The sequence below is a fragment of the Proteiniphilum sp. genome (genome assembly GCF_034331125.1).
Taxonomy (GTDB): Bacteria; Bacteroidota; Bacteroidia; order Bacteroidales; family Dysgonomonadaceae; genus Proteiniphilum; species Proteiniphilum saccharofermentans.
In genome coordinates this window covers 68,421-75,697 of the sequence record NZ_JAXQGC010000043.1, presented here as the reverse complement: position 1 = coordinate 75,697, position 7,277 = coordinate 68,421, and the positions used below count along the sequence as shown (strand labels likewise).

Annotated in this window: 7 protein-coding genes; all 7 read right to left on the bottom strand. The window is 44.1% G+C overall.

Annotation, left to right across the window (positions count from 1 at the left end):
- Positions 1–109 precede the first annotated feature (109 nt).
- Complete coding sequence (locus U2P89_RS10780) at positions 110–1,234, bottom strand: lipid II:glycine glycyltransferase FemX (RefSeq protein WP_322191403.1); 1,125 nt, start codon at positions 1,232–1,234, stop codon at positions 110–112.
- 58 nt (positions 1,235–1,292) lie between these two features.
- Positions 1,293–2,114 (bottom strand): alpha/beta hydrolase, encoded by an 822-nt coding sequence (locus U2P89_RS10775; RefSeq protein WP_076930774.1) that lies wholly within the window; start codon positions 2,112–2,114, stop codon positions 1,293–1,295.
- A gap of 164 nt (positions 2,115–2,278) precedes the next feature.
- Positions 2,279–2,620: a hypothetical protein gene (locus U2P89_RS10770; protein WP_154671007.1), complete on the bottom strand. Its 342-nt coding sequence runs from the start codon at positions 2,618–2,620 to the stop codon at positions 2,279–2,281.
- A gap of 11 nt (positions 2,621–2,631) precedes the next feature.
- A complete protein-coding gene (murQ, locus tag U2P89_RS10765; protein ID WP_076930772.1) occupies positions 2,632–3,453 on the bottom strand; it encodes an N-acetylmuramic acid 6-phosphate etherase in 822 nt (273 codons plus the stop codon).
- A 196-nt stretch (positions 3,454–3,649) separates the two neighbouring features.
- Complete coding sequence (locus tag U2P89_RS10760; RefSeq protein WP_322191402.1) at positions 3,650–4,501, bottom strand: ATPase; 852 nt, start codon at positions 4,499–4,501, stop codon at positions 3,650–3,652.
- 146 nt (positions 4,502–4,647) lie between these two features.
- Positions 4,648–5,820 carry an acyltransferase family protein gene (locus tag U2P89_RS10755; RefSeq protein ID WP_091907274.1) on the bottom strand — a complete coding sequence of 391 codons (1,173 nt, stop codon included), beginning with the start codon at positions 5,818–5,820 and terminating at the stop codon, positions 4,648–4,650.
- Positions 5,821–5,933: 113 nt separating this feature from the next.
- On the bottom strand, positions 5,934–7,178 hold the full coding sequence (locus U2P89_RS10750; RefSeq protein WP_313381105.1) for a DUF1343 domain-containing protein: 1,245 nt from the start codon (positions 7,176–7,178) through the stop codon (positions 5,934–5,936).
- Positions 7,179–7,277 lie beyond the last annotated feature (99 nt).

The following is a 7,277-nucleotide window of genomic DNA, read 5'->3' as shown; positions in this document are numbered from 1 at the left end:
CATAAAACAGGCTCATTTTTTATCAAAAATAATTTTGAGGGTGAAAGTTGGGTTAATGCTCAAAGATACAAAATGAATTTTAGATAGAAAAGTTATTTTTAAGAAAGTTTTAACTTAAATGATATCCCTGACTACGCAGTTCTGATGCACGGAAGAGGTTATAGGTCTCCTTATCTAACGGATAATCCCAGCAGCCGAGACTATGGTATATTTCACCTCCGAATCCCGATTTGAATTTGTATAAGCCGTAGAGCGGATGTTCGGGATCGGGTGAAGGGGAAATGCCGAACATGTCATACTGGGTGCAACCCGCCTGTTGTGATCTCATGATCGCTTCCCATTGCAATGCGTAGGTTGCCATAAGGTTACGGTGTGACGATGAGGATGCACCGTAAAGATAAGATCCTCTGTTGCCTGTAATGACTAGGAACATAGCCGCTAACGGTTTTTCGTCGTATTCCGCTATAAGAAGGCTTACATCGGCCGGAGAACTGGTATTGTCTGCACGGGCGTCAAGCACTGCCCGAAAATACTTGATATCGTTCAGGAGAAGGTGATTCCTGGTCGCTGTCTCTTTATAGAGTTCATACCAGATATCCATTCCTTCCATGCCCATCGATCTTACCGTCACCCCTTTGCGTTGTGCTAATTTGATATTGTAACGTGTTTTCAGTTTCATCCTTTGGAGAAGGGTTTCTTTATCCTGTGTCAGATCGAGATAGATGGTATTAGCCGGCAAAATATTGGAGTGGGCTTTCTTGAAATTCCAGTTATGCGTACTGAAATTGAACCGTAGTTCCTGTGAGAGACTTTCCGGTTCGCCTTTCCATATCCCGTTCTCGTCGAAATGATCTTTCTCTCTGGCCCAGTATGATTCCCAGCAAAGGTCATAACGAATATGGATGCAATCGGGAGTCAGAACTGAGCGGAGAGATTCGGAGAGTTCTTCTAAAAATATACCCTGGAATTCGTCGGCCGGTTCAATTTCCGGGCCGTAAGGCACATAAGCTACAGAATGATTCCGGTTGATCTGCTGCAAAATAACCAGCAGATCCGATTTAATGTATGACTGATCTCCTAATTTCGGAAAGAGATCGGGCCTTTGTGACGTAAAATTGACGGCAAGGGTGTTAGCTCCCAGGGATGTTTTCACCTCCGACCAGAAGGCCGTTTGCTGTAAAATAGGTGTAGCATATAACTCTTCGGTCTCCTTGAGGAAGACGTTCGTTAGCATATCTTCTTTATTTTAAACCTGCAAAGGTAGGCAAAATAAATCTGTTTCTTCAGGGAAATTATTTTTTCTCTCTGTTTAAGCGTGTTATCTCATTTAACATCAAAGGAAATGCGGGATATGCCATGTCATGCCCATAACCTTGCAGTTCGAGTAAACGGGTATCCTGATGTCCTGCTACTTTCATCATGCGGGCAAGATAGGCGTTCTCTTCATAGCGGCCCAGCATTTCCAGTTCGCGGTCTCCCGTGATAAGCAGCATAGGAGGGGCGTCGGAGCGGACATGAAACAGCGGGGCATATTTATCTATAACCGGTTGTTTGTCGTCGATATCGTTCTCCTTTCGTATAGTAAAGTGGGTGATAGCCTGCCCGCTGAAAGGGATCAGGCCGGCAATACTGTCGGCATCGATACCGTGAACTGCAAGATATTGTTTATCCAATCCAATCATCATGGACAGATATCCTCCGGCAGAATGTCCCGATACAAATATTCGCGAACTCTCGCCTCCATATCTCCCGATATTTTTAAAGACCCATGCCACCGCTGCTGCCGCATCTTCAATATAAGCGGGTGCTTTTACCCCCGGAGCAAGCCTATAGTTGACGCCGACAATGCACAGATCTTTATTTTTTAGTGCTTCGGGAAGTTCTTTATTGCCTCCTGTCAGGCCGCCACCGTGAAACCAGACGACTGTAGTAAAATCTTTTTTATTTACCGGATAGTAAATATCGAGCAGGCACCGCTCTCCAATATAGCTGTCTTGCCGGCGCATTTCTTCCGCATAATAGGGTATGTCGGAAATAGTTTTGTATTGTGTGTCTTGTGCCACCGCTGAGGAAAATAAAGCGATAAGCAGGAATAGAGTTGGAATTCGGATCATAACTGAAAGTTTAGAAGTTGAAACTAAGAACTAAGAAGTTAGCAATAGGAACTTGGAATAAAGCATTCCAGAACGTTTTTCTCCGTTCAAAAAATGCGTTGAAACTTTTGTTTCTTAAGAGAATAAAAACAGCCAATGTGTTTTTTTAAGAGAATCGTGTAAAATCAGAACCGGTCGGGTTCTGTGCGTGCGGCTGTAGCCGTTACATTCCGGAAATTCCGGTCGAAACGGGAGAGCAGCAACTCAACCAGTTTCGTATGAAAAGCTGTATAGAGTTTTGTCGAGATATGTTTTCTGTCCTTTCGTTTTATCAATCCGAAACGGAGTTGTTTGTCATCTACCCAGATCTCAGGCTTAAAAAAAGCTTCATTTTTCCATAGAAGTGATCCGTAGGTAAGATAACCGTCTGCAGTCGCTACCCATTTATCCGCTTTTTTGTTTTCTATTGCCTCATAGATCTTGTCCAGTAAAAGATCGGGATGATCGGTGTAAATGATGATTGCCATATTGTACAATTCTATTCCTTCTTAGAGTGATAACTATTGACGGCATTCTTGACTGATCCGTGGAGCAGTAACAGGTTTTTTGCCTGTTCGTATGGGAGTCCCAGTTCATCGACGATCATACGTGTGCCTCTGTCCACCAACTTTTGGTTAGTGAGTTGCATATTTACCATACGGTTGCCTTTTACCCTCCCAAGCTTGATCATGGTGCTTGTCGTGATCATATTGAGTACCATCTTCTGGGCTGTTCCGGCCTTCATACGGGTACTGCCGGTCACATATTCCGGCCCGACAATGGGTTCTATCTTAATCTCCGCTTCAGCTGCTACGGGAGAATCGGGATTACAGCAGATGGCTGCCGTAAGGATACCCTTTTCACGTGCGTGGCGTAACGCCCCTATCACATAAGGAGTGGTGCCCGAAGCTGCAATACCAACCAACACATCGTTTTGATCGATCTTATGTGCTATAAGCTCTTCCCACGATTTCTCAAGGTTGTCTTCGGCTGCTTCCACCGGATTACGTAACGCGACGTCTCCTCCGGCAATCAACCCGATCACATAAGTGTCGGGCATGCCGAAGGTAGGTGGAATCTCAGAGGCGTCGAGCACTCCAAGCCTGCCGCTTGTACCTGCACCGATATAGAAAAGACGCCCGCCTCGCTGCATTCTTGCCACGATGCCGGTCACCAGTTTCTCTATTTCGGGAATGGTTTTCTGTACGGCAAGCGCCACTTTCTGATCTTCTTGATTGATCTCTGTAAGAATTTCGAGAACGGATTTTTGTTCTAAGTTGTCATAGAGCGATGATTGCTCTGTTATTTTAGTAAAAGACATGACTATTGATTTGATGATTTGCTAATTTGATGATTAATTTAATGTGACAAACAACGTTCAACGGAGCGAAGCGTAGTTAAATGTGCCAATCCCGATGAATCGGGACAAGTAGCAACTATCCCGACGAGTCGGGACAGGTAGTGCTAATGTGGCTAATTGATTGGTATACTTAAATTAGTAATTTGTAATTAGTAATTTACAGTTTGTGATACTCAATCAGTCCGGGCATAGGTGATTGGGATATTGCTCCGATCTCAATTCCTTTTTCTGCCGCGACTTCCTTCAACGGATCGGAAAAATACCATGCGATAGAGCCCACAAAATTAACTTTATTTTTTTGATAATCGTACTGCATCACATTCCTTTCAAAAAAAGCAGAAAAACTGCGGGTAACGATTCTCCGGATAGTCGGGTCTTCGATATGGTTGAGTAGAAACGGGCAGAGGCTTGCCAGAAAACGGTTAGGGAAAGGTTGACGGTATACTTTGTCAATAACAAGTGCAGGTGTAAGATCATACTCGTCGAGTAATGTTTCTTTCAGCCCCTCCGTGAGTTGATTTTTCAAAGCATCTCCTATCAGATTTTTTCCCAATACAGCACCACTTCCTTCGTCACCCAAAATAAAACCGAGCGGCGATATCTGTTTCACAATACTTGTACCGTCCCATTCACAGGAATTACTTCCGGTACCCAGGATACAGGCAATCCCAGCCTCGTGTCCACAAAGACTATGTGCTGCTGCTATCAGGTCACTGTAGACATACACGGTATCAACTGGAAACGATTGACGAATGGCATCACGTACCAGGCCTGTTTTTTCAGGGATACATCCTGCTCCATAGAAATGAACTGCCCCGATATTGGCATCTTTTAACAGGGGTTGCACATATAACCGGATCTCTTCAGCAATCTCTTCTCCTGTTTGAAATACAGGGCTAATACCTTTTCCGGAAAAACGGTGTATTATCTCTCCCTTTCTTGTAAGACACCAGTCTGATTTTGTAGCGCCGCTATCGGCTATTAATATTTCCAAATCTTCTATCTGCATAATTATTTTCTTTTATCGCACGAAGCGTATTATCATGCGAAGCATATATCGTATCGTCGAAGCCATTATCGTCGAAGGCACTATCATGCATAGCATCTATCATTGAATTATCGCAAGTGAAGCGAATTTTATCACAACGAAGTTGCTTATATCTTGATATATATATTCCGTTTATAAAGGATATATCCGAACAGCCAACAAGCAGTGACGAATAAGAGGGCGTAAAGCAGCGATCCGAAATAATCACCTGCCCAGGGACGCAGTAACACTTCATAAACAAACCCTTTGATGGAAATAGCCTCACCCTGCACTGTAAACCTGATGTTGGAAAGTAGGGTAGCGAATACTCCTGCAAACACATACACGATAAGCGGATTTACACCGAATGCATGGAAAAACCGGCTCCATCGCTCTTTTTTATTGATATCGATGATCCAGATCAGCAACCCCAGCAGTTGGGCGGCAAAACCTGTAGTTGTAAGGACGAAAGTAGGACTCCATATTTTCTTGTTGATAGGACAGCCATATTGTAGCAGTAATCCGGCGAATGCAAGTACGGTCCCCCAGATCAGCAGTTTTTCCACGCGGGTATGATTCTCCTTGTTATCAACGATAAGCTTACCGAAGAGAAATCCGATCAGTACATGGGCAATGGAGGGAAGCGTGCTGAGCAGCCCTTCCGGGTCGAATGCAATCCGTTCACCCGCCGGGTTAACATCTTTGTACATATGATCAGTACCCCATAACGCCCGGTCGACTATGGCAATGATATTCTGTTCCGACATCTCAAAGCCTTTTCCGAATTGTAGAATCAGGAAATATCCCAATAACAGCAGAGCCGTTACCCAGGGCAAATATTTATTTTTCACAAATATAGCGATCAGTGCTGCGAAACCATACGCCAGCGCCAATCGTTGCAGTACGCCCAATATACGAAGGGTATCGAAATGGGTAGCAGCTTGTATGAAAGGCTCTCCTGAGGCTAGTCCCCTGCACAATTGTCCGAACCAGCCCAGCGCCAGCCCGATTACGAAAATAAGGATGGTGCGCCGTACAATTTTCCAGATAGCTTCTTTAGATGGTTCGAAGTGGAATTTTCTCAACGACATGAAGGTGGATACACCCATGATAAACATAAAGAACGGGAATACCAGGTCGGTGGGCGTGAGCCCATGCCAATGTGCATGGCCGAGGGGTGTATAGACATATCTCCATGAACCGGGATTGTTGACCATAATCATACCGGCGATGGTGATTCCACGAAGAATATCGAGTGAGAGTAACCGGCCGCTTTGCTGAGGTATATTGATCGTATTCATATATTATTTTCAAATTCAAAATTCCAAATTCCAAATTCAAGATTCGAAATCCATTATCTTTTATCTATCGCTCGAAGCGCATTATCGCCAAAGGCATTATCGTGCGAGGCACATTATCTGTAAAGATAATATTTCTTCGACAATTTCCTGAATGCTTCTTCATCTTTTGTCCAATAGGATTGAATATCTGCGAAACGGTGGTTTTTGGAAAATTCCAGTCGGATAAAATCACTGCCGCTCACTTTGTCGAACATGTCGAACCGGTTTTCGGGAGCATGATCAAATACCTTTTTGTCGGGATAAAGTTGTGCGGCGACCTCCATTACATGGAACTGGATATCCGACAGGCGTGCTTTCCGGAAATCAGTCAGATATATCTGTACTCCCTGAAAGTTACTTCCCTGCCCAACCGAATAATAGGGCTTCAGGTGGATAGGACGGAACATTACTCCCGGCAGTCGTTTCGCATTCAATGCCCCGGCAAACTCTTCGGCATTGATCCATTCGGCCGCGAACATCTCAAAAGGAAGCGTATAACCCACGCCGATAGACATATACCCCAATTCACCTAAGATCCCCGAAACAGGATAAAAATAGGCTGAATGGGCGAACGGTATATGGGGTGAGGTGGGAACCCAGGGTAACCCTGTGTCTTCGAAATTCATTTTCCGACGCCATTTTTTCATCTTTACCACCGTCAGTTTACAAGGTTGAGGAATCATCTTTTCTCCGATGATCATTTCTGCCAATTCTCCACAGGTAAGGCCGTAGACATAAGGGATCCGCAATTGGCTTACAAAAGAGAAGAAACCTTCTTCCACCAGGTTACCTTCCACTTTCAGGCCGCCTAACGGGTTTGGGCGGTCGAGTACCACAAATTCGATGTTGTTTTCTGCTGCTGCCTGCATAGCCAGATACATGGTAGATATGTATGTATAAGACCGGCATCCTATATCCTGGATATCATACATAAGTACATCCACACCTTCCAACATCTCTTTGGTAGGTTTTCTGGTTGCCCCGTAAAGGGAATGGACAGGTACTCCGGTATTGGGATCAATGAATGATTCTATTTTATCGCCGGCATGCACATCTCCACGTACGCCATGTTCAGGGCCATAAAGTGCTACCAGTTGCACATTGGGTGCTTCATGCAGGATATCGATGGTCGATTTCAGGTTGTTATCGACTCCCGTCGGATTAGTGATCAGTCCTACGCGTTTCCCTTGCAATATCTTAAAATTGGACTCTTTCAGCACTTCGATTCCCGTCTTCACATGTATTTTCTGGGCAGAAGAGGAGAGGGAAATGAGTAAACCACATATAATAAATGCTGTTATTAACCTCAAATTATTCATGTTTTTTTAAATTACCAATTACTAAATATCAATTATCAATTATCAATTATCAATTACTAATTACCAATTATCGCCACAGGTATTATCATACGCAGTATA